Source organism: Polyangiaceae bacterium, assembly GCA_016715885.1.
In the GTDB taxonomy this organism is placed as follows: domain Bacteria; phylum Myxococcota_A; class Polyangia; order Polyangiales; family Polyangiaceae; genus Polyangium.
Genome location: JADJXL010000001.1, coordinates 312,300 through 333,115, shown reverse-complemented (window position 1 = coordinate 333,115; position 20,816 = coordinate 312,300). Strand labels below are relative to the sequence as shown.

Here is a 20,816-nt window from a genome sequence, read left to right as displayed (position 1 = left end):
CATCAGGCCCGAGCTTCTCGCAATCGACGCCCCGACTTCGGCAATGCCCGAAACGGCTCGTTTGCAATGCCCAAACTCGGAACGAGCTCGATCATCCTCCGCCACTTTTGCGCCGAAAGCTCGAGGAGGGCTCGAGAAATGGCGAGATCCTTTCGTTTGGCTTCCACGACGACCACGACTTCGCGACCTTCCGAAGCGGCTTCGATTTCTTCTAGAAATTCGAGCAGCCCGGCGCCCGTCACCCATTCGGCGTGTGCACCTCGCGGTTTCCCGATTTCTTGCTCGCTGTAATGAAATTCCGGCATTCGATCGCTCGGCCACGTGCAAATCGCTTCACGAAGCTCGACTTCGTAAGGCGCACTTCGTGCATTCGCCTGCCAATGCAATTTGTCGAATACGATGGGAATGTTACCGCCCGTGGCTTCGAGCAAATCGACGACGGTCCAGCTTTTTTCGTCGTTCTCCAGCGCCACGAGCTGCCGCGCCGCCGGCGTGAGCCGCTCGATGTTGTGGGCGAGCCTATTTCCCGCAGCCGGTCGGTCGCCGAATACGCCTCCGCCGTGAATGGTAATCGACCCGCGCGCTCCAATCGAATGCATCACCCAACCCGCGTCATCCATGACTTTCAAGGAATTGTCGACGACGGCTTCATGGGGGCTCGACAAAACGACGAATTGGCTCGGGTGGTTGGATACGTGCATGCCCGAACGTTTGACGATGCGTCGCAACGGCCCCAAGTCGGGGACGATGTTGCGTGCATCTGCGGCAATGTCGAGCAGCGGAAAGATGTCGCTCGACAGGCGGTAGGCCAAGAGCCCGTGCGCCGCGGAATAATCGATGCTCCGGCGAGCATACTCGGCATTGTATTCGTAAATCGGTGGCAAATCGACCAAGCCCTTCTGGTAGCGACCGAGCTGCGCAGCGCGCATGGAGGGGTCGGGCATTCCCAGGGTCAGACAGGCATATCCGAGGCGAATCATCGCCTCAACGTATGTCGGCTCGGACGTGGCGAAAGCGCTGATTACAATTCGGACATGCGAATTTGGGAACAAGCGACAGAGCGAGCTTTGGTGTCGTTACGTGCCGCATTGTCCGAAGGAGCGCCCATTGCGGTGGTTTATCACGCCGATGCCGATGGAACGTCCTCGGCAGCGTTGGCCATGGCGGCCATCGAAAAGCATGGCGGACAAACCTTGCCGCTGACGCCGCGAAAAGGTGAAAATGTGCATGATCCGGCTTTCAGCGCCACCATTGACGAGTCGGGCGCGGGCCTCGTCGTGGTGCTCGACACGGGTTCGCGACGTGGCCGGCTTTTTCGCATTCCAACGATTGTCGTGGATCACCATCGCATCGACACGGACGACGCGCCCGACGTGGAAGCATTCGTGAGCACGTTTGGCCGGGAGCCGCTCATTTCGACGAGCGCGCTCGCTTGGGAGCTCTTTTCGTCGTTCGCGGACATTCGAGAGAGGGCGTGGCTCGGGGCCATTGGTTTGATTGGAGATTTGGGTGACAAGGCAAAAACGCATCCCTTGGTGCAGGACGCTGCGGCTATTCATAAAATGACGCATCTTCGGGACGCAGTGTCGCTCGTCAATGCAGCGGGGCGGTCGAGCACGCACGAGGCAGACGTAGCGCTACGGGCGCTCGTCGAAGCTCGAGGGCCCATCGATATCGTGCGAGGCAATGGCAATGCGGCGAGCAGGCTGCACGAGCTGAAGCAGGAGGTCGCGGAAGCCACGAAACGCGCCATACGGAAGGCTCCACGAATCGTGGGACGGTGGGCCATCATTGAATTTGCCGAGCCGTGTCGTATTCATGGCAGCGTCGCGAGTGCTTGGACGCGCAAGCTGCACGACCGCATCGTGCTCGCAGGCAATCGTGGTTATGTGCCTGGACGCGTGCACTTTTCGGTGCGCTCGCACGAGCCGCTCGATCTGCGCGCCGAGCTGCGAGCGCTTCTGCCGGATGCGGGCCCGGATTTTGCGTCGGGGCACGATCGAGCGACCGGTGGAATCGTGGATGTGGACGTATTCGATGAACTATTGCGCCGCATCGAATCGCGGGCAATGATTGCATCGGCGGCGTAGGCTGCAAATCCCGTACAATTTTCGCCAGGCCATCGACATCCGCGCGTGCCCATCGACCGAGCCATGCTATCCGTCGGCGGCGTCGAGAGAACGTGCGAGGAGGGTATTCGATGCGGCTACGGTTTTCCCGAATTTCGTGGATGCAGGGGCTTGCGGTGACGGCGATCGTGCTTGCGCAGGCGAGCATTGCGGCGGCACTTCCGACTCCTGGCGAAAAAGCAGTGCGCGCTCGGGTGACGGATCCCGATGGCCGAGTGCTCGATTTGCGGTTTCCCCACGAAAAACCGATTCTGATATTGTACGAGGGCAAAACTTCGGAAAAACAGAATCAAGTCCTCAAGGACGAGCTCGAACGGTTGTCTCGGCAGGAAAAGGAATCCCGCAAGGCGATTCGATTTGCAGCCGTCGCCGACGTGGCCAAATACGATTATTGGCCCGTCCGGGGGCTTGCCGAACGCACGATACGTCAAAGAGCCGCCGAAACAGGGTCCGCCATCTATTGCGATTGGGATGGAAGGTTTCGATCTGCATTCGGGATCGATGCGACGAGGAGCACCGTACTTTTCATTGGTGCCGACGGGCGCGTGCAATTCGCAGCGGAGGGTCCGCTTCGAGCCGACGCGCGCGAGCGACTCATTGAAATGCTACGCGAAGCAGCAGGATCCACGAAGCTCGCGAACAACAAAGGTTGATGCGCACGGCTTGGTGAGAGGAAAAAATCGGGGGGGTATGGGGGGGCCCGAGCCTCGCCGTGCTTTTGCGCCAGCAAAAGCACCGGGAGGCGAGCCTCGGGCCCCCCATCGTAAACAAGACTCTCGCGAGCGCGCGTCCCACGCGCGCGAAGCGAGCGTGCCAAGTCCTGCCCTGGTTTCAATACGGCAACGTAAAGTAAAACGTCGTACCCACGCCGGCCTTGGTCTCGACCCATATGCGGCCTCCATGAGCGTCGACGATGCCCTTGGCAATGAAGAGCCCGAGTCCCGTGCCCTTGCGTGCGCTCTGCTCACTCGTCCAATAAGGTTCGAAGATGTGAGCCAATTGTTCGGGGGCAACGCCGGGTCCCTGATCGGTGACGGCAAACAAGACTTCCTTCGCGCTCGCTTCCCCGTCGGCGCTGACGGTAATCGTGCTGCCCGGGCTACTGAATTTAATGGCATTCCCGAGCAAATTCGATAGTACCTGCAGAACCCGCTCGCGATCACACGACACCTGCGTCGAGCGAGGCACGTTGACCGTTCCGTTCAAATGAATGGTGCGTTCCGCAGCGATCGATTGATGCATTTCCACGGCTTCGAGCACCATCGTATCGACCGCGTGCATGTCCCGCTCGAGCGAAAGTTTGCCAACTTGAATGCTCGCCATATCGAGCAGGTCGCCGATCAATCGAGCCATCCGTGACGCGGATCTTTGAATGATTTCCACGCGCTGGCGTGCGCGCGCATCGTTTTGCAGCAAATTCATGAGGAGCGTGGTATTCAAGCTGATGACGTTCAGCGGGTTTCTGAGGTCGTGGGATACGATCGCGAGCACATTTTCCCGCGTACGCACCGCCTGTTGCGCCTGCTCCAACGCTTGCTCGACTTGCTTCCTGGCTCGTTTGGCATCGGTAACGTCTGCGCAAACAGACAGAGTGCCCACGATCTTTCCATGAGCGTCACGTCTTGGGGCTGCCCATAGGCTCAATTCAATGCGACTACCATCACGCCGCAAGCGCGTCACTTCCATCGTCACTGGCTCACCAGCGTGCAGGAGCGTTGCCATGTTGTTTTGAAATTGGCGCGCATATTCCTCTGGAATCGTGGGAGTTGGCCTACCGAGCACATCTTCTTCCGTCCACCCGAACAGGCGCTCGGCGGCCGGATTCCAAAGTTGAACGTTGCCCTTTTCATCCATTGCAATGATGGCAAGTGGCGAGCCTGAAATGAGGGTCTGCAATCTCTCCGTCGTCACGCGCAGGTTGTCGATGAGCTCTTCACGTTGCGCGGCCACGACCTGCAATTGCTCCTCGATGCGCTTGCGGTCCGTGATGTCGATGTTCATCCCGATCCATTCGCGCGTGGTGCCGTCGATATCGGTGACGGGTGCGCCGCGCACGAGCATCCAACGGTATTCGCCCGTGCGTGCGCGAACTCGATATTCCGTTTCGTAGATGACATTCTTCGCATGGGCTCGGTCCCAGGCTTCCATCGTGCGCGCTCGATCCTCGGGATGAACGGCGTCGAGCCAACCCCGACCGCAGTATTGCTCGTCGGATTGCCCCGTGAACGCCTGCCAAGTCGGCGATGGCTCCTCCACGAGACCCTCGGCATTGACGGTCCATACCGCAGAAGACGACGCCGTCACCAGGGATCGGAAACGCTCTTCACTGCGGCGTAGCGACTGCTCCATGTCGCTTCGCGCAATGGCCTGTGCAATCAAGTTTGCCGTGGATTGAAGGGAATGGACGTCATCGGCTGAAAAACTTCGCCGACTGCGCGTATACGCGGCAAGAACCCCATGAGGCGTGCTGCCCTGCCCACGTGCATAAATGATGACACTCATGCCACTTTTCGATTCGTGCTCCGTGTGAAAAGCAGGCACGCTGAATCGAGATTCCGTGTGCAAATCCTCAACGACGACCGGTTCGCCCGTGACGAGCGTGTATCCGCATTGCGAGCTCTTCCCTGCGTCGATCGTAACGCGCCCAACCATACCCGCGTTCCATCCGACCCCGGCGCGCAATTGCAGTGTTTTGCCACCAGGTAAAACCTCGAAAAGACCAACCATGTCCGCTGCAAGCGTCTTTGCAACGAGCTCGAGGGCGTGATTCGTGAGCTGCTCGGCGTCGCCCACTTCCAGCGCGGCAATTCCGAGTTGTGCGATGGCCTCTTGGCGCCGCGCGCGCGTCTCTGCAGCTTCGCGTAGCAGGTGGTGGAAAATGGCGACCGTCGCGCGGTTCACCATTGCGGTAAAAAGACGCTTGTCGTGAGGCGAAAACTCGTGTGCCGTACGAGCCCCCATGATGGCCACGCCGACGACATCCGAACGGTCGACCAGGGGAACGGCATAAAGAACCTGTACCCCCAATTTTCCCGCAATCGGATCCTGCTCGAGCAATTCCGAAGAACCCGTACCCACGAAGAGCGGACTTCGCTCGATCGCCACGGTTCCCGCCAGCGTTTCTTGTAATGCCAACGATAGCCCCACGATGCCGTCCTGCCGAGCCCCCACGGAGGCTCGCACGCGCAAGCAATTTTCTTCTTTGATGAGAATGGCCGCCGCATCGATGACGGGCGTGGTTTCGACGAGTAGATGTAGAAGTCGCCAAAGAAAGTCATCGAGGTCTTTGCTCTCGAATGCCGCCGTCGAGACCCGATCGAGCGCCTGCAAGGCTTGATCGCGCGCTTGCACGTAGCGCTGCACGGATTGGCCAACGGCCTTGTCGATCGCGCGGTTGAGCACGCGTAGCACAGGTAGCTCTTCAGGGGCGGCGGGCTCCTTTTCCCACAGCCGCAAGACGCACTCGCGCAAAACGCCATACTCCGCAACGACCTCGCTCAGGTCGAAGCCCTCGCCAAGACGATGAAGCGCATGCTCCTCGGCACTCTCTGTTGGCATCACCGGGGGCTTGCCCTGCGCAATCGCATCCGCCATGTCGGCGATACGCACGAGCAGGTCCGGGATGTCATCCAAGAGCGCGGGGCGATCGAGCTTCTGCGCGGGCGGCAGCGCACGCACGGCATGTTCCCAGTCGCTCAAAATGGCCGCTTGCCGTTCGCGAATGAAAGCGGAAAGCTGTCGAGATCGTTTCAGCGTGCTCATTCCCTCAGCCGTGGAAGAAGTGGGTACGTTACATATGGATCAGAAGAGCCACCTCGCAACGGCCATAAACCATGCGCCGTACTGACCCATCAGCGGCCCCGGCAGCCGATTTCATCCGCAACGCGTCTCGCGAGGTCATCTGCCAGCTCCGGAAGGCGTTGCAGGGGCTAGCGCGTAGGCGCAGCACTTATCCAAACGGATAACCTCTTTCGCCGGTCATCGAACACTGGTAGAGCATTTCCACCTTCGAGTCGTCGTGGCACACCCATTGCCATCCTTGCGTCATCACACAGCCCAAAGCCTTCAACCAGGAACTTCCCATGCCTGACCTTCGCATCGGCCACTCTTCCACCGACAAACTCGACTTCACCTTCGAGCGCATCGAGGATTCGCTCCGGATCTTCCTCGTCAACGCCGACGAATCAGGCTCGATGGGGGGCCGCACCGATCAAAATGTCAAGGCCTTCGAGGCCGTCGCAAGTGTGCTCGGACGACGATCCGAACGTTGGCTCCTTCACGGGTCCTGGATCCGATAGCTTCGGGAGGTTTCTATCGAGAATCGCAGGTGAGCGGCCTCGGCGACCGGAGTGCGTTCATCGAAAAAGGCGGGACCGCCCAGGCGCTTTCGGATGCAGCCAGGTCATTCAAGAAGCGCGCGTATGCCTTGCCAAGCACCAAGCGCGCGGGTCGACCAATCCTGGTCGCACGCATTGTTCCTCGCTCGCCTCGGCACCCTGCTGAATACGAAAACATCGACGCGAGCTCATCGTGCTCAATTCGTCCGACGGCGGATTTGATGGCGGTGCCAACAGCCCAGGGCCAACGATCGACATCAGCCCATGCGGAGCCTCAATGCGCGCTGCCGCTGTGCTCGCCGCAAACGTGCTCGATGGGCCCATTCGGAAGGCAGCCCTCCGTAGGAGTGGTGACGTTCTTCAAGGGCGGCCCCGAAGGATCGACAATCGCTGCTCTTTTTGCGCTCATGGGTTCGCCCGGTGTGGTGGTCGTCGCGGGCGATGATCGTTATTGTGCTGCGGATAACACCCCTCCAGCAGACCGTGACGCCCGGCGTCTGTGCGGTGACCGTGGAAGTCGAATGCGCGCGAAATGCGCCTTGGATGATGGCATCCCGAGGCAGCAAAGGCGCTGCCGAAAAAGCTGACCATAATCGCGTGGAACCTTCATGCTGCCGGCAGGCGCGTCAATTTCTTTGGTAGTGAGACCTTTGCCGCAACGTCACGGATCGGTCACGAGGGCAAGCCGTCTGGGCCCTGATGCGCGAAGACTTGCGAAGAGCCCGAAACTGGTGCAAACCTCGCGTGAAGCATTGAAGACCCTGACCGTGCCGCCGAAGGGATGCCGGCACGCGGCATGCTCGTTCGCGATGCCGTCGGGGGCCGCATCGTGGTTCGTCTTGGCATTCCGCGGATCGAGCACCCGCGCGCGCAATTGGCGATGTCATCGAGCAAGAGGGGTTTTCGCTGACTCGAGTCGATCGAGTCGTATCAATGACTCCGAACAATGCGCGCCACATGCTGAAGGGCGAATTCGCAACCGTCTTCTGCGAAAGATGGGATCCCCTTCGCTGGAAGGGCGCGAAAAAGATTACGGTTTTTCCCAGGGCACTGCCTGGAACCATTCGGTCTTGCGTTTGCAGCCAGATCGAAGAATGAAAGCGCAGCTCGGGCTGACCCAGGCCTTCCTTCGCAAGCCATGGCGAACCTTTCGAAGCGCATCCGTAAGGCGCAAGAAGCCACAGAAGAAGCCGTGATGGCGTCACGCCACCCCGTACGGCCGATCCTCCCATAGCTCCAGCATCTCCCCGCCCCACCACACCGACACGACCCACGTCCCGACGTAGATGGCCCTCACGGTGCGCCCGTCGGGCAAGACGACTTCGAAGGATTCGTCATAGGGGTTGACGTGAGGGGCAGCACGCGTTTGATGCCGTCGAGGCCGACCGAAGCGACTTGGTACGAGCGGCAACATCATGGCGGGCGGGCAAAACGTGGATCGCATGCCCATCGATCCCGGCCCCATGCTTTCGCTCTCCGCGGTACGCGAGCTCATGTGGGGCGAGCTTGGTCAAATGGCGTCGCCGTATTACTCGGCGGGATCCTGGTACAACGCGGCCATCCCCGTCCACCTCGGCCCGGCGTCCAATGAATCCATCCGGGACCTCGAACGCGCCATTGGCTGGCTTTGCACCGGCACCACCGCATTCGGGCCGCAGATGGCCGAAGCCATTCCCGCAACGCTCGCCGTGCTGCTCGGCGATCCGCAAGGCCTTGCGGGACGCGACGCCCGCGATCGCGATGCCCAGGTGCAAGCGCTCCTTCGGACGAGCGCCCTTTTGCCGAAGTATCGGTCGTACCCGTACGTCGCGGGGACGGCGGTGTTCGACGAAAGCAGCCCGAAGGAGCCCGTCACGGCGGTGTGGGCTCGAAGCGTCGAGCAAGCCGCGGGCGTCGCGTGTTTGCAGAACATGGGGTGCATCACGTCGCTCTTTGCGCGTGCGGTCGCGGCGGATCACGTCGCGCCCGAGTTCGTCGCCGAGGACCTTTTTGCATGGGCGTGCCGAAACATTGCGCGCGGCGTGCTTGGCAGCTCCGGCACGGATGGTCGCGGCGGCGTGGAAGGCGTCCGTCGCCTCGCCGCATTGATGTACCATCTCGTCGAGCTCGACGGCTTCCCGCTTGATGCCGCGGCCGCACACGATGCGCCCGTGGATGCCCCCGTGCTCGAATCGGACGGCCAGCTCGATGCGCAAGCGCTCGCGTGGGTCCTCGGACCGCTCGCCGGACGCATGCAAATGCGCGCACCCGTGCCGATCGCGCGGTTCACCGATCAGCTCAACCAGGAGCTGACCAAGGTGCCGCCGCACGAGGTGATTGCTGTGCTGGACGAGCTTCCCGGCGTGTTTGCGCGCGTCGACACGCTCGAACGGTCGCAGAGCGTGACTCCGGGTACGTCTCAAAAAGTGCCTGGCACCTTTTCGGGATCGCAAGATGTTGGCGTTGACACGTCTGAAAAAGAGGTTGGCACCTTGTCGGGGTCGCCGCGACCGCAGTACACGGCCCGTACGCACGTCGGTTTCGACGACATTGCGGCGCTCGAAGCGTTGAAACCGCAGCGATTCTACACGCTCGCTCCGACGCTCGCGAGCCCGCTTGCGGCGATTCGGCGCATGACCAAGGCTGGCGAGACCTCGTGGATCGCCCCTGCCGATGCGGCGCTTCCCGCGTCGTCACCGAACCCCAGCGCTCTTGCGTGGCTCGAGGCGCACACGGCGCTTTATCCCGTGCGAGCATGGCTGCGCCTTGCCGACGCGGGCATGGTTGGCCAGAAGGCGCTCGCGGCGCTCCGAGAAAGCTCCACGACGCCGACGATCCCGGCGCTGCCTCGCGTGCTACCGCGTCTCGCGTCCATGCTCGGCGGCATGGACAAAGTGATGACATTGCTTCGTCGGTCCTTTGCGTTTGTCGTGGCCAATGCGAATGGCTATGCGGACAATCAATGGGCAACCTCGAAGTTCCGCACGGCCGATGCGGAAGCCATCGACGCGGTGCTTGGCGCGGTGCCTGCGCCCGCGCCGTCGCCGCGCTCGTACACGGCCGCTGACAAGCTCGACATGAGCATCACGGGTGACTGGCCCAAGCTCGATGACATGGGTTACCTCCCCAAGAGCCGCGCCATTGATGGCCGTGGTCAACCCATTTTGAAGCCGGTGCAGCTCGGGCGCGAGGACCTCCAAGGTAACGATCGTCAGGTATGCGAGCGTGCGTGTGCGGCCATGATTGCCGAGCTCGTCGCCAAGGGTGACTTCGTCATTGGCGGTCTTCATCGGTGCAGTCGCCGCGTTTTGGGCGAGTATCCGGTCGACCTGCGAGCATTGCAGGTGGACGAGCGTTACCGAGTCATCGTCGAGGAGCTCGTGCCCATCGCGGCTGGTCGCGTGCGTGGAGATGCGCAGCACCCCAGGTTTTTCCCGGACATCGCGCGCACCCTGCTGCAGCTCGTGCACCTGGGCGGCGACACCCGCCGATTCCGCGGTGAAGAGCCTGAATCGATGCTCGTGGCGGAGGCAGCCGAGGTTCGCGCACGCGGCCCGGCCGCGTAGGCCCCAAAGGGGTTGGCACCTTTTCCCAAAAGCGCCACGACCTCCCCATGCCCCACGCGAAACCCACAGCAACCGTACGCATCAAACGCGCATACGATGCCCCCGAAGCCGCCGATGGCTACCGCGTCCTCGTGGATCGCCTCTGGCCGCGCGGCGTGCGCAAGGACGACCTCGCCATTGACGACTGGTTGAAAGACGTAGCCCCCAGCGACCAGCTCCGCCGATGGTTCGGTCACGACCCCGACCGATGGGACGAGTTCGTTGCCCGCTATGGCGACGAGCTTTGCCAAGAGCCTGCGGCGGGCCTCGTGAACGACATCGCCCAGCGCGCAAAGAGCGGTCCGGTCACGCTCGTGTACGGCGCCAAGGACGAGCTTCACAACCAGGCCGTCGTGCTCCGAGACATCATCAACCAGCGGCTGCAACCCGTCCGCGAGCGAACGTCGCGTTTGCCCGATATTTCCTCACATAGAACGCCTCGATCGCGATACACTCGGTCAACTCATGGCCGCCCCCGACAGCGTCCCGGCGACACATAAGCCCTACCGGCTCGGGTGCACCATTGCGCTGGTGCTCGGCTTGCTCGGCGCCGGCTGCAAAGATGCCGAACGTCAGCCAACGAAAAGCGCGCCCTCCGCGGCGCCCTCGCCCTCCGTCGATGCGCCCACGAAGCCCGCTGCAGCTTCGTCATGCCCTGACGAAATGGCCCCCGTTGCAAACTACTGCGTCGACAAGTACGAAGCGCATCTCGTCCGAGCCGATGCGCCGGACGTCGTGCTCCCTCATTTCGAAACCCCAAAACCCAACGTGAAAATCATGGCCCGCTCGCGCGCGGGAATCACCCCCCAGGGATACGTCAATCGCGCCGACGCAGCGCGCGCGTGCAAGGCTGCCCAAAAACGTCTTTGCTCGGCCAAAGAATGGTACACCGCCTGCATCGGCAGCAGCAAGACTCGATATCCCTACGGCGAAACGGAAATCCCCAATCAATGCAATACCGGCAAGAAGCATTTGATGCAGCACTTGTTCGGCGTCGGCGTCCCGTACACGTACCTCAACCATTACAACAGCCCGCGATTGCACAAGCAGCCCGGGTTTCTAGCAACATCCGGCGAATACGCGACCTGCGTCAACGATTACGGCATTTACGACATGGTCGGCAACCTCCATGAATGGGTCGCCGACGACGTCTCCATGCGCCTGCTCGATGAAGTACCCCTCGAACACGGCCCCAAATTGCTCGGCGCCGACGGCAGTGGAGTCTTCATGGGCGGCTATTTCAGCTCCCAAGGCGAACATGGCAAAGGTTGCACCTATGCGACCGCAACCCACGCGCCCGATTATCACGATTATTCCACAGGGTTTCGCTGCTGCTCGAACATCCCCGAATGAGCGCTCAGCGACATCCCTCGGCATGCTTCCAGTCGAACGTCTCTTCGCGCACTTCCACGCGCTTTTTGCGATCCCCCGCCATCACCAGCTCCATCGTCCTTTCGCGCCGCGCGCGATGCGGCAGGAGCGTCGCCGGTTCTGTCACCACCTCCACCTTGTTCACGATACTCACGTGATCGACTTGCACGTCCGTTGGCATGTCGGACCCTGCGTCTTGCAAAATCGATCGCATCAGCGCCAAAACCCCCGTGCTCGCCGAATTACCCGCCATCGTCGAGCTCAGCGATACGCGATAAAACCCCGGTGTTCCCTTCACCGGACCGTGATTTTCGTACCTGAGGCGCACTGGAATCTCTACCCCGCCAACGTCCATCACGTCGTCGCCTTCGCGTGACGCGGACGCAGCCAGTTCCAGCCCTGTCCATGCACCCACCCAACCATTCCAATAGTCGCCGCTTTTTGCCTGCACCATTTGCAAGATCCTCGGCGAACGCATCATCGTCGCGAGTTTTGCCTTTTTTTGCTTATCCATTCCTTTGCCCATGTGCGCGACCACTCTATCCACCAGTGCCTCCAACCCACGCACGCGAACGTAGTCACCTTCGGGCGAAACCACCATCGTCGGCATCATGGTCGTGAGCGCCAAAGCCGGCGCAAGCTCGGCTTGCATCTTCGGCGTCGTCAAATCCTGCCCGTCCATCTCCAGGAACTCGAAGTCGCCGAGGTCCACGTCGATGTTTCCTTCGGGCCCCGGCTTCGCACTCAACATGTAACGAAGCCGCACAGTGTGCCCCTTCTTCGTCTCGACCTGTTCCACCGGCACGCGGCAAGGCATCTTCCACGCGAACACGAACGAAATGGGTCCCTTGGCGACGTTGTCATCGGACGCCGCAGCGGATTTGTCCGCGGGCGTATCGGGTGACGAACTGCTTGCCGCCGAACCTCCGCATGAAGCGACGAGAAGAGGGAGAACGAAGACGGCGAGGAGCTTTTGCATCGCGGGCACTATGCCAAACCTCGCGGGGCCGCGCGCGGCCCGGCGCCCGGGGCCGCGCGGGGGGGGCGGGGTGGCCCGGGGGGGGGGGCGTTTCCCCCCCGGGGGGGGGGCCCGTGCGCCCCCCCGGGGCGGGGCCGCGGGGCCCCCCGCCCGGGGGCCCCGGGGGCCCCCCCCGCCCGGGGGGGGGCCGGCCCCCGCGGGCGGGGGGCCCCCGGGGCGGCCCCGGGGCCGCCCCCCCGGCCGCGCCCCGCCCGGCCCCCCGGGCCCCCCCGCGCCCCCGCCCCCGGGCGGGCGGCCCGGCCCGGCGGGGGCCCGCCCGCGCCGCGCCCCCCCTGCCCCCCCGCGCCCCCGGGCCCCCCCCCGCCGGGGCGGCCCCGGGGCGGGGGGCGGGGGCCCCGGCCCCCCCGCCCGCGCCCCCGCCCGCGGCGGCCCCCCGCCGCCCCCCCCCCCCGCCCCCCCCCCCCCGCCCCCCCCCCCCCCCCCCCCCCCCCCCCCGGCCGCCGCCCCCCCCGCCGCCCCCCCACCCCCGCGCCCCCCGGGGGCGGCGCGGGGCCGCCCCCCCCCCCCCCCCCCCCCCCCCCCCCCCCCCCCCCCCCCCCCCCCCCCCCCGCCCCCCTCCCCCCCCCCCCCCCCCCCCCCCCCCCCCCGCCCCCCCCCCCCCCCCCCCCCCCAAAACCCCCCCCCCCCCCCCCCCCCCCAAAATCCCCCCCCCCCCCCCCCCCCCCCCCCCCCCCCGCGGGGGGCCGGCGCCCCGCCCGCCCCCGCCCCGCCGGGGGGCCCCGGGCCCGGGGGGCGGGGGGCGCCCCCGGCCCCACCCCCCCCCCCCCCGCCCCCCCCCCCCCCCCCGCCCCCCCCCCCCCCCCCCCCCCCCCCCCCCGGCTCCCGTGCGAAATGAAAAGGCTTCGCGCGGCTGACCGCTGCTCGTCCCCCCTCGTCGCGATAATCGCCCGCTCGGCTTCTCCTTGACAAGACTTCCACGCGTCCTCGGCAACGCATTTTCTCCGTTGACCCCCCGCAGGAACGCCGTAGCGTGGCGGAAAACCGAGGAGGTTTTCATATGCTTCGATTCTACATCGCCAATGGTTCGAGCGGCTCCCGCAAAAAACGAAGCGCCGGTTTCGCCAGCATCTGGGCTCGGCTCGTCATGGCCATCATGGTACTCTTCGTCTCCACCACCGCGGACGCGCTCACCACGCCCATCGCCGGAGCCGTTGCATTCCCGCCCGGCGTCAAGCTGTATCTGCCCTTCCCCGCAGGCAGCCATATCCGACTGCTTTCGGCATACAGCCCATCCGGCGGGTCCAGCCTCCATGCCGATACGAATGCATGCTGCAAAGCCAACGATTATTATGCGCTCGATCTGATTTACGACGACAAGCCCAATGCCGGCAAAGGCGAACCCGTCTCGGCCCCCCTCGCAGGCAAGGTCGTACGCGCCGGTTGGGCAACGGCAGGATGGGCCAACTACGGCTTGCGCGTCATCCTGCAACACGACCTCGGCGATGGACACGTTTATCATAGCCTCTATGCGCACCTCGATTCCATCGACGTGGCCATCGTCGACGGCGCGACGGTCACGCAAGGGCAAATGCTCGGACGGCTCGGGCAATCATGCCAAGGTACGCTTTCGTGCGGGAGTTTTTCCACGCCGCACCTGCATTGGGTCATTCACCGCGACAGCATGGTCGGCGGCAGCGGCACCGGCGGCTCGTACGGTGGCAATGCCGTCGTGCCAGAACCGCTCGATGGCGCAGAAAACCTTGCCAAGAACCAAGTCATTACGTCGACGAACGCCGGCCAAGTCGTCTGCGGCGATGGGTTCTGCACCGGCAACGAGACGAATGCATCCTGCCCGCAAGATTGTCCCGTTTGCGAAAACGTTCCGCCCATGGGTCGCACCATCGACGATACTGATTTGTGCGCAGCCAAAGCCGGCAACCCGCAATACTGGTACGCCGGCAATGGTGGCCATGACGGCTCGCATATCTGGACGCACGCGGTCGATGCCGCGATGCCCGACAATTACGTCATTTGGAAAGCGACCTTCGACGAAGCCGGCGAATACGACGTCGACGTCTATGTGGAGCCTGGTTCCGCAGGAAGCAAACAAGCCAAATACTTCGTCACGCACGCGGGGACGACCACTGAAAAAGTCGTCGACCAAAGCGCATCGGACGGGTGGGTGCCCTTGGGAACCTTCGCGTTCGCTCAGGGAGGCAGTCAAAGCGTGAGATTGAACGATAACACGGGCGAGGCATTTTCATTGAAGCGCGCGCTCGTCTTCGATGCCGTCCGGTTCACTCGCATCGGCGGCGGCAATGCATCGAGCAGCAGCAGCGGCGCTGGCGGCGAAGGCGGCGCAAGCGGCAGCGGTGGCGCGGCAGGCGAAGGCGGCGCAACAGGCAGCGGCGGCTCGAACGGCAGCAGCGGCAACTCCGGCGGCTCGGCAGGCGAAGGCGGCAGCGCGCAGGATCCCGGTTCCACCGACAATGGCGGAAGCTGCAATTGCCGATTCGCCGGGCAACAGAATGACGGCACGACGCCCATGGCAGCATTCATCGGCGCAGCAATCGCAAGCGCCGTGGCGAGGAGAAAGCGCCGGTAGCTTTTCGACCTCGCGCATCCATTCACGTCGCACATCGACGACATGGATCGCGCTACCCAAAGTGTCGCCGAAACGCCACCAAGTTGTCCCCACTCCTGCCGCCATCCGGAATCGCAAAAACCACCTTGTCGAAGCATCCGGCAAACCGAGGCGACGTCAGCCATGGCGCCACGGTGCTCGCTGCGACGTTCGGATCATTCCGGAAAGCCCCGCAGCCCCAAGCTCCCAGCAGCACCGTGCGATGCCCTCGCGCCGCAGCGACCAAAAGCACGTTCCTCCACCGACGCTCGAACGTCTCGCGCAATTTCGATGCACCCTCCTTGTCCTTTTGTTGCATCAGCGCGCCTGCATTCGGTGCCGGAGCCGTCATGACCGACGCGACGAAGGGCTCATCCAGCCATTCCGCCTTGGCGCTCGTCCGAAAGAACGGTACATCGCGCGAATAAATCATGCAATCGGTGTACAGCGCGGACCGCTCGGCCCTATTCGTTTCGTAATATTCGGGCTTCGTCAAGAGCACGTGATAAAGTCCGCTGCACCGACAGACCTCCTCTTCTTGAGCTCGCGCGCCGCCCAAAAATCCACCGCCCGGGTTCTTCGCCGACGCAAAATTCAAAAGCACGACACCGCCAGGCTCTTTCGCGAGCGTTCGAGCGGCGTCCTGCGTCGTTGCATCCACGACATCGACGCGCGGAGCATTGCCCGTCCCAGCTTTGGCCACGAACAAAGCTTCCAGATCTGCGGGCCGAAAGAGCTCCGTTCCCGCTGCGGCCGCTGCCTGCAGCGCGCGAATGTCGACCCACTTGCCGGCGGACGTCGTGTATCCCCCCTGCGCGATGACGTCGAGGATCTGTTGTGCACTATGATGAACGCTCATGATGCGGCCGATTCAAGCGTGACGCGGCGTTTCGCACAAGCAAATACGGTCGGAGATGTGCACGCGCATGCCGGAAAATGGATCCCTGCATGCAGAAACGTGCACGGAAGGCAGTTGGAAACGATTTCGGCATGCAGAAACGTGCACGGAAGGCTGTTGGAGACGATCCCGTCATGCAGAAACGTGCACCGAAGGCCGTTGGAAACGATCCTGTCATGCAGAAACGGTCGCGGAAGACTGTTGGTGACGATTTCGGCATGCAGAAACGTGCACGGAAGGCTGTTGGAGACGATTTCGGCATGCAGAAACGGTCGCGGAGGGCTGTTGGAAACGATTTCGGCATGCAGAAACGGTCGCGGAAGACTGTTGGAAACGATTTCGGCATGCGGGGATGGATAAAAACGCTCGCTCGTGACGATCGCAGCGCGACGGGCGTGTGAAGTATTACGATTTTGTCGAAGCACAGGGTGCAGGCATCAGCCTCGAGCACTCACGCCACCTCCCCCTCCTCCGCCAATAACTCCGCCAATCGATCGAGCACCCGGCGCGTCACCGCAATGTCGTGCGGATCCTCCGTCGCAAGCAATCGATCGACCGTGTGCTCGATGGTCTCCGCCATGGGCTTGTCCAAAGCACGACCCGCCGCGGTCAATCCCAAGATGACCCGACGCTTGTCTCGATGATCCTGCCTGCGATCGAGCAACCCCTTGCGCTCGAGCCTGCCAAGCGACGTGGAAACGGTGCCCGGATCAAGGTGCAACATCGACGCAAGCTGGCCCGACGTCATCCCCGGATACTTGCCCACACAGCGAAGAATGAGCCGCTGCTGCGCCGTGACCCCAAGCGTCGCTTCCATACGCATGGATGCTTTTTCGAGCGCATGGTTGAGACGCCAGACGCCTTGGAGAAAATCGAGCGCCGGAGGCAAAGGAAGCCGTTCGACCTTTTTTTCGTGTGTCACGCCGTTCGCCCCCGCGCTCGCAGCTCGACCAGCTTCTCCAAGAGCAAATCCATCTCCTGTTGATCACGCAAATACCAAGGCGCGGCCGATTTGCGCGAATTGCCCACGCGTATGCAAAGCAATCGGCCCGGCTGGTCGAGCTCGAAGACGTCTTCGTCGGTCACGTCGTCCCCCACGTAGAGCGCAACGTCGGCTCGTTCCTGGTCACGTAATCGAACGAGCGCGTCGCCCTTGTGCGGCGCATTGGCCGGAATGACGTTGATGACGAGCTTGCCGAGCGTCACGCGCGGGGGCGTTTGTAATTGCGCAATGGCGGCGAAGATGACCGCCCGCACGTCCTTCTTGCGCCGCGCTCGACGGTAATGAATGGCCAGCGAATACCGCTTGTTCTCGATGTCCACACCTTGCTCGTGATCGAGCAATGCGTGAAGCACGGGGACCATCGCCGAAACCTCGCGCTCGAACGCGTCCATCGACCCGGCAGGCTCGAGGCCATGGTTGCCGACGATGTGCTTGACGGGAACTCCATCGAGCCTGGCGACGACATCAGCGCAGCTCCGGCCGGAGATGATGGCCGTCGGGTAAAGGTCGACGACTCGTTCGAGGAGCATGCGGGTGCGAGGTCGCATGAAGGCGCGGTCGCGGTCTTCGACGATGGGCGCGAGGGTCCCGTCGAAGTCGAACGCAATGAGTGCCTGCGCCCAGGCGAACTGCGCCAGGACGTCGCAATTGTTCGCCGCAAGTATTCGTTTCATGGGGTGATGCGCCGGTCATAGCAGATGATGCTTGGATTTGTGAGCATTTCGTGGCGAGGGCGCCAACGAACGACGTCAGCGTGCGGCGGAACGCGCTGCGGCGGGGGCAGGATCGGCATCGGCTCGAGATGGATCGGCGGCGCGTCCTTCGAGGCGATCGCCGGCAAGCGCGATGCGCAAGACGCCCGGAAGGACGGCGAGCGTGAGGATGGTGCCGAGGAACATGCCGAAAATGACGGCGGTGGCGAGCGGCCTTTGGACTTCGGCGCCGGCGCTGGTGGCAAGGGCCATGGGCATGAATCCGAAAGCTGCGACGGCTGCGGTGGTGAGCACGGCGCGCACGACGGCAACGGCGCCCGAGGTGACGGCGACATCGAGCGGTTGGCGAGCAAGAAGGCGCGTGCGAACTTCGCTGGCAAGCACGACACCGTTGAGGACGGCGACACCACCGAGGGCAATGAAGCCGACCGCCGCGGACAAACTGAACGGCAATCCGCGCGCAAGAAGGCCGAGCATGCCGCCGATGAGCGAGAGGGGGACCATGACGAAGACGGACAGGGCAAGCCGGACATTTTGGAACATCCAGAGGAGCATGCCGAAGATGATGGCGACGACGACGGGGACGAGGATCGCAAGGCGCGCTTGGGCTCGCTCGAAGTTTTCGAATTGGCCGCCCCATTCGACGCGATAACCGGTCTTCAAGGGAACGTCGCGCGCGAGCACTTCCTTGGCCTCGGCGACCCAGGAAATGAGGTCCCGGCCGCGTAGGTTGACGTCGACGCGGACGGTGCGTTCGCGGTCCTGACGGCGGATGGAGCTTACGCCGTCACCTTCGGTCAGCTTGACGACCTCGCGCAAAGGTACGCTCTTGCCGTTCGAGGTTTCCACGAAGAGCTCGCCGAGCGCGGCGGCCGTGGGCTCGCGCAGGGGGTTGAGCACGCGCAATTCGAATTTGCGTTGGTCTTCGTAGATGTCGCCGACGCGGACGCCCTTGCGTGCGGCCGCGATGACCGTGAATGCGTCTTCGACTTTGACGCCGTACTTGGCCATGCGCGCCCGATCGGCCGTTGCACTGATGACCGGTTGCCCGAGAATGCGTTCGACGCGCACGTCGCCCGAGCCGCGGATGGTCTTCATGCGGTTGCCAATTTGATCGGCGACCGTGGCGAGCTCCTCGACGTCGGTGCCGACGATCTTGATGGACACGTCGGCACGCGAGCCGCTGATCATTTCGTTCGTCCGGTCTTCGATGGGCTGCGACACGGAGACAAAAGTGCCTGGCACCTTGGACTCGATGGCATCCTTGAAGGCGGCCGACAGGTCGTCGAAGTTGTCCGCCGTTTTCCATTCTTTCGGTGGTCGCAACCGTACGAGGATGTCGGTGTTGTCGTTGCCCACCGGATCGATGGCGACTTCGGCGCGGCCGGTCATTCCGAGCGTCGTGACGACCTCGGGGAACTCGTGCAGGACTTTTTCCGCTTTGAAGTCGAGCTCGAGGGCTTGTTCGAGCGAAATGCTCGGTGCACGCCGAATGGTGACGACGGCGTCGCCTTCGAAAATGCGCGGGACGAATTCGGCGCCTGACTTGGCGAAGACCATGCCCGTGACGACGAGCGCGATGGCGGATGCGCCGACGAGGGGCCATCGCCATGCGACGAGGCGCTTGACGTTTCGTTCGTAGTACGCGGTGATCCATTCCATCCACCGCGGGCCGTGGCCGGAAGCGGGCGGGACGAGCGTGACGAGGACGGCCGGGAAAAACACGAGCGAATACACGAGCGCGCCGAAGAGGGCGCACGCCATGGTCAAGGCCATGGGGCGGAACATCTTGCCTTCGATGCCTTCCAAAAAGAGGAGCGGCACGTAGACGAGCATGATGATGGCGACGGCGAATGCGACGGGGCGCGCCACGTTTTGCGCGGCTTCGGCATAGGCGCGAGCGCGCGCGTCGCCCGCGAGCTTTTTGCCGGCAACGACGGCGATGACGGCTTCGAGCATGACGATGGGGCCGTCGACGAGGAATCCGAAGTCGATGGCGCCGAGGGACATGAGGTCACCGGTGACGCCGAAGGCATGCATTCCGAGGAGCGCGATGGTCATGGATGCGGGAATGCCGAGCACGACGGCGAGCGCGCCGCGGAGCGTTCCCAGGAAAAGCGCGAGGACGATGGTGACGACGAGGACGCCTTCGGCGAGGTTTTTCAGGACGGTACCAATGGTGCGCCCGACGAAATCGGCGCGATCGTACACGGTGTCGAGCGTCACGCCGGGGGGAAGCTGTCCACGGATTTCGTCGACACGGGTGCCGACGGCCGACACGACTTCGCGGCTGTTTGCGCCGAGCAGCATCATGACGATGCCGGTGACGGCTTCACGCTCGCCGCCGTGCGTGATGACGCCATAACGAAGCGCCGCACCGATCTCCACGTCGGCCACGTGCTTGACGAGCACCGGCGCACCATCGGCGCCCGCGCGCAGGACGACGTCGGCAATGTCCTGCTCGTTTTGGAGCATGCCTTGGCCTCGCACCGTGAACGACTCCTCACGGCGCTCCAAGTAGCCTCCGCCCACGTTGACGTTTGCCGCGCGCAAGGCTTCGATGACGTCTTGCACGCTCATGTGGTGCGCCTCGAGCCGCGCGCGGTCGACGATGACCTGAAATTGCTTCAGCTCGCCGCCCATCGTGTTCACTTCGATGACGCCGGGGACGCTTCGGAGCTTCGGGACGATTTCCCAATCGAGCAGCGTGCGAAGCTGCATGGGCGAATGTTGTTCGCTGCGAACCACGAATTGGAAGATTTCGCCGAGCCCCGACGAAACCGGACCCAGCTCGGGCGTTTCCGCGGACGCGGGCAATTCGCGCTCTACGGCGCGGACGCGTTCGAGCACCAATTGGCGGGCAAACCAGACGTCGGTTGCGTCGTTGAAGACGACGGTGACCGCGGACAAACCTCCACGCGATACGCTTCGCAGCTCGATGCCACCGGGAACGCCGTTCAGCGCATTCTCGACGGGAATCGTGACCGTTCGCTCGACTTCGACGGCCGAGAGGCCCTTTGCGGACGTGAGTACGGATACCTGAATGGTCGACACGTCCGGCATCGCGTCGATGGGGAGCTTTTTGACGGCGACGGCGCCCGCACCGAAGAGCAGGACGAGCAGGACGAGCATCATCGTCCGCAAGCGAATGGAAGCGAGGACGATTTTCGACAGCATCA

General features: G+C 63.3%; 15 protein-coding genes. 7 read left to right on the top strand and 8 right to left on the bottom strand.

The annotated features are described in order from the left end of the window. Positions 1–2: 2 nt before the first annotated feature. The gene (locus IPM54_01520) at positions 3–980 is read right to left on the bottom strand and encodes a hypothetical protein (protein MBK9258497.1); all 978 of its coding nucleotides are present in this window, start codon (positions 978–980) and stop codon (positions 3–5) included. A 54-nt stretch (positions 981–1,034) separates the two neighbouring features. Between IPM54_01520 and IPM54_01515 the strand changes: the two genes are divergently transcribed. Both IPM54_01515 and IPM54_01510 read left to right on the top strand, forming a co-directional pair. Beyond that, positions 1,035–2,090: a DHH family phosphoesterase gene (locus IPM54_01515; protein ID MBK9258496.1), complete on the top strand. Its 1,056-nt coding sequence runs from the start codon at positions 1,035–1,037 to the stop codon at positions 2,088–2,090. Between the two features lie 110 nt (positions 2,091–2,200). Beyond that, on the top strand, positions 2,201–2,782 hold the full coding sequence (locus tag IPM54_01510) for a hypothetical protein (protein ID MBK9258495.1): 582 nt from the start codon (positions 2,201–2,203) through the stop codon (positions 2,780–2,782). A gap of 178 nt (positions 2,783–2,960) precedes the next feature. Here IPM54_01510 and IPM54_01505 read toward each other — a convergent pair whose 3' ends face one another. After that, the gene (locus IPM54_01505; protein ID MBK9258494.1) at positions 2,961–5,891 is read right to left on the bottom strand and encodes a PAS domain S-box protein; all 2,931 of its coding nucleotides are present in this window, start codon (positions 5,889–5,891) and stop codon (positions 2,961–2,963) included. Positions 5,892–6,211: 320 nt separating this feature from the next. On the opposite strand from IPM54_01505, the gene IPM54_01500 reads away from it, so the two are divergent. Further along, positions 6,212–6,427 carry a hypothetical protein gene (locus tag IPM54_01500; GenBank protein ID MBK9258493.1) on the top strand — a complete coding sequence of 72 codons (216 nt, stop codon included), beginning with the start codon at positions 6,212–6,214 and terminating at the stop codon, positions 6,425–6,427. A gap of 1,240 nt (positions 6,428–7,667) precedes the next feature. Here IPM54_01500 and IPM54_01495 read toward each other — a convergent pair. Continuing rightward, positions 7,668–7,910, bottom strand: coding sequence for a hypothetical protein (locus IPM54_01495; GenBank protein MBK9258492.1), 243 nt, complete (start codon positions 7,908–7,910; stop codon positions 7,668–7,670). Between IPM54_01495 and IPM54_01490 the strand changes: the two genes are divergently transcribed. The 3 genes from IPM54_01490 to IPM54_01480 are packed head-to-tail and all read left to right on the top strand — an operon-like array spanning position 7,909 to position 11,403. After that, the gene (locus tag IPM54_01490) at positions 7,909–10,011 is read left to right on the top strand and encodes a hypothetical protein (GenBank protein MBK9258491.1); all 2,103 of its coding nucleotides are present in this window, start codon (positions 7,909–7,911) and stop codon (positions 10,009–10,011) included. The two genes, IPM54_01495 and IPM54_01490, sit on opposite strands and share 2 nt — an antisense overlap. A 47-nt stretch (positions 10,012–10,058) precedes the next feature. After that, a complete protein-coding gene (locus IPM54_01485; protein MBK9258490.1) occupies positions 10,059–10,550 on the top strand; it encodes a DUF488 domain-containing protein in 492 nt (163 codons plus the stop codon). Continuing rightward, positions 10,516–11,403 (top strand): SUMF1/EgtB/PvdO family nonheme iron enzyme, encoded by an 888-nt coding sequence (locus IPM54_01480; GenBank protein ID MBK9258489.1) that lies wholly within the window; start codon positions 10,516–10,518, stop codon positions 11,401–11,403. The genes IPM54_01485 and IPM54_01480 overlap by 35 nt, the downstream gene beginning before the upstream one ends. A gap of 4 nt (positions 11,404–11,407) precedes the next feature. Here IPM54_01480 and IPM54_01475 read toward each other — a convergent pair whose 3' ends face one another. Then, complete coding sequence (locus tag IPM54_01475; protein ID MBK9258488.1) at positions 11,408–12,400, bottom strand: hypothetical protein; 993 nt, start codon at positions 12,398–12,400, stop codon at positions 11,408–11,410. Positions 12,401–13,457: 1,057 nt separating this feature from the next. On the opposite strand from IPM54_01475, the gene IPM54_01470 reads away from it, so the two are divergent. Further along, positions 13,458–15,005 carry a peptidoglycan DD-metalloendopeptidase family protein gene (locus IPM54_01470; protein MBK9258487.1) on the top strand — a complete coding sequence of 516 codons (1,548 nt, stop codon included), beginning with the start codon at positions 13,458–13,460 and terminating at the stop codon, positions 15,003–15,005. Between the two features lie 52 nt (positions 15,006–15,057). Here IPM54_01470 and IPM54_01465 read toward each other — a convergent pair whose 3' ends face one another. The 4 genes from IPM54_01465 to IPM54_01450 form a co-directional block, all read right to left on the bottom strand. Further along, entirely contained in the window at positions 15,058–15,882 is an 825-nt protein-coding gene (locus IPM54_01465; GenBank protein MBK9258486.1) for a TIGR02452 family protein, read from the bottom strand. 490 nt (positions 15,883–16,372) lie between these two features. Next, positions 16,373–16,843 carry a MarR family transcriptional regulator gene (locus tag IPM54_01460; GenBank protein ID MBK9258485.1) on the bottom strand — a complete coding sequence of 157 codons (471 nt, stop codon included), beginning with the start codon at positions 16,841–16,843 and terminating at the stop codon, positions 16,373–16,375. Next, positions 16,840–17,598 (bottom strand): trehalose-phosphatase, encoded by a 759-nt coding sequence (gene otsB / locus IPM54_01455; protein ID MBK9258484.1) that lies wholly within the window; start codon positions 17,596–17,598, stop codon positions 16,840–16,842. The genes IPM54_01460 and otsB overlap by 4 nt, the downstream gene beginning before the upstream one ends. Before the next feature lie 75 nt (positions 17,599–17,673). Next, positions 17,674–20,814: an efflux RND transporter permease subunit gene (locus IPM54_01450; protein MBK9258483.1), complete on the bottom strand. Its 3,141-nt coding sequence runs from the start codon at positions 20,812–20,814 to the stop codon at positions 17,674–17,676. Positions 20,815–20,816: the final 2 nt, after the last annotated feature.

Bases quoted from the DNA above. Each gene is read 5' to 3' on its own strand.
- IPM54_01480 (MBK9258489.1), top strand. From the start codon at position 10,516: ATGGCCGCCCCCGACAGCGTCCCGGCGACACATAAGCCCTACCGGCTC.
- otsB (MBK9258484.1), bottom strand. From the start codon at position 17,598: ATGAAACGAATACTTGCGGCGAACAATTGCGACGTCCTGGCGCAGTTC.
- IPM54_01515 (MBK9258496.1), top strand. From the start codon at position 1,035: ATGCGAATTTGGGAACAAGCGACAGAGCGAGCTTTGGTGTCGTTACGT.
- IPM54_01510 (MBK9258495.1), top strand. From the start codon at position 2,201: ATGCGGCTACGGTTTTCCCGAATTTCGTGGATGCAGGGGCTTGCGGTG.
- IPM54_01470 (MBK9258487.1), top strand. From the start codon at position 13,458: ATGCTTCGATTCTACATCGCCAATGGTTCGAGCGGCTCCCGCAAAAAA.
- IPM54_01500 (MBK9258493.1), top strand. From the start codon at position 6,212: ATGCCTGACCTTCGCATCGGCCACTCTTCCACCGACAAACTCGACTTC.
- IPM54_01490 (MBK9258491.1), top strand. From the start codon at position 7,909: ATGCCCATCGATCCCGGCCCCATGCTTTCGCTCTCCGCGGTACGCGAG.
- IPM54_01495 (MBK9258492.1), bottom strand. From the start codon at position 7,910: ATGCGATCCACGTTTTGCCCGCCCGCCATGATGTTGCCGCTCGTACCA.
- IPM54_01505 (MBK9258494.1), bottom strand. From the start codon at position 5,891: ATGAGCACGCTGAAACGATCTCGACAGCTTTCCGCTTTCATTCGCGAA.
- IPM54_01485 (MBK9258490.1), top strand. From the start codon at position 10,059: ATGCCCCACGCGAAACCCACAGCAACCGTACGCATCAAACGCGCATAC.
- IPM54_01475 (MBK9258488.1), bottom strand. From the start codon at position 12,400: ATGCAAAAGCTCCTCGCCGTCTTCGTTCTCCCTCTTCTCGTCGCTTCA.
- IPM54_01465 (MBK9258486.1), bottom strand. From the start codon at position 15,882: ATGAGCGTTCATCATAGTGCACAACAGATCCTCGACGTCATCGCGCAG.
- IPM54_01520 (MBK9258497.1), bottom strand. From the start codon at position 980: ATGATTCGCCTCGGATATGCCTGTCTGACCCTGGGAATGCCCGACCCC.
- IPM54_01450 (MBK9258483.1), bottom strand. From the start codon at position 20,814: ATGCTGTCGAAAATCGTCCTCGCTTCCATTCGCTTGCGGACGATGATG.